This is a genomic window from Pauljensenia sp. OF14-1SRA (genome assembly GCF_027694595.1).
In the GTDB taxonomy this organism is placed as follows: Bacteria; Actinomycetota; Actinomycetes; order Actinomycetales; family Actinomycetaceae; genus Pauljensenia; species Pauljensenia turicensis_B.
This window is the reverse complement of the sequence record NZ_JAQEVQ010000027.1, coordinates 1-1572: the sequence shown is the minus strand read 5'-3', so window position 1 is coordinate 1572 and position 1572 is coordinate 1. Positions and strand designations below refer to the sequence as shown.

The 1572-nt window shown below is 48.8% G+C and carries 1 pseudogene; it reads right to left on the bottom strand.

The window, feature by feature from the left end:
- Positions 1-171 precede the first annotated feature (171 nt).
- A pseudogene (locus PG731_RS09265) lies at positions 172-1486 on the bottom strand (IS3 family transposase).
- Between the last annotated feature and the right edge of the window lie 86 nt (positions 1487-1572).

The following is a 1572-nucleotide window of genomic DNA, read 5'->3' as shown; positions in this document are numbered from 1 at the left end:
ATCACTGAAAACACCGATCTTAAGCAACGATTTTTGTCTATTAACCCACTTGAACAAGCATTCACGCAGACAAGGAAGCATTCGGTAGCGACCAGCACTTGAGTTGAGCTGAGGGCCACCCCGACTTTTGAACTGTCCCCTGAAAGTTAGACAGTTTAATAGTAGGGGTTCTTAGGCTACGAGGGCATGATTCCGATATTCGTTCGGGGTCATGCCCTCGAGTCGTTGTTGGATGCGTTGGTTGTTGTACCAGTGGATGTAGTCCTGTATTTGATTGGCTAGGTCTTCGGTGTTGGTGAACGCTTGTTGGTAGAACAGTTCTGCTTTGAGGTGAGCGAAGAAGTTTTCTGCTATGGCGTTGTCATGGCAGTTACCTTTTCTGGACATGGATTGAGTAGCGTTGTAGTTGGCTAGTAGGGCTTTCCAACTGTGGTGTTGGTATTGGAATCCTTGATCCGTATGCATGATCATGCCCGGTCCTGGCTGCGCCTGGTGTAAGGCTTTGCGCAGGCTAGAGTTGGTGAGTTCTAGGTTTGGTGAGGCGCTAATCGAGTAGGAGATGACGCTGTGGTCGTACAGGTCAATGATTGGTGACAGGTACAGTTTTTGGTTTCCTACTCTGAACTCAGTGACGTCTGAGACCCATTTCTGGTTCGGCTTGGTAGCTGTGAAATCACGATTAAGAACGTTGCCAGCCGCGTTGGATTGGTTGGATCTGTAAGAGTTGTAACGCTTCTTCTTACGCGCCTGGCACACTAGGTGTTCTTGTTTCATTAGTTTGGCTACCAGTTTTCTAGATACGCAAATGCCTTGACGTTTCAAAGCTAACCTGACGCGACGGTGACCATAGCGTGCGTGGGATTGGTCAAACACGGTCTTGATCTCACGTTTGAGCCCAGCGTGCTTATCAGGAGCATCAAGGCGGGCTTGGTGATAGTAAAACGTTGACCTGGCAAGGCCAGCAGCTTGGAGTAAATCCGCAAGACGATACTGGGACTTGAGACTTGCAACCACTCGGGTACGAGTTATTGCTCTTTGCGCATCAAGTCCCTTAATGCTTTTAGGTAAGCATTCTCCGCCTGTAAATACTCCACCTGACGGCGTAACTGCTCAGTCTCAGACAAAGGCTTACTCGGTTTAGACCCAGACTTAGCAGGCCTGCCTTTAGGTTTAGGACGTAACCCGTCCTCACCTTGCTGCTCATAAATCCGAGCCCATTTCCTCACTAAATCTGGCCTGGATAGTCCAAGATCTTTAGCAATACTCCCACGAGATTCACCAGCAAGGAAACGCAACACTGCATCACGCTTGACTTCAAAAGGATAAACACTAGTGTTTGGTTTTCTCACAAGTACAACACTGCCACGAATCTGCCAGCGATCATACAAATTCCTGGCCGGCTTTTTAGCAACACCAACCTGCCTAGCCGCACTCTTGTAACCAAAACCCTGCTCAAACAAACCCACCAGCACCGCACGCTGCTCATGAGTCAACGTAGATCTCGGATGCATACAAATCCCCCCCCCGGAAGAAAAACTGAATAAATCAGTCCAACTTCCGGGGGACAGTTCA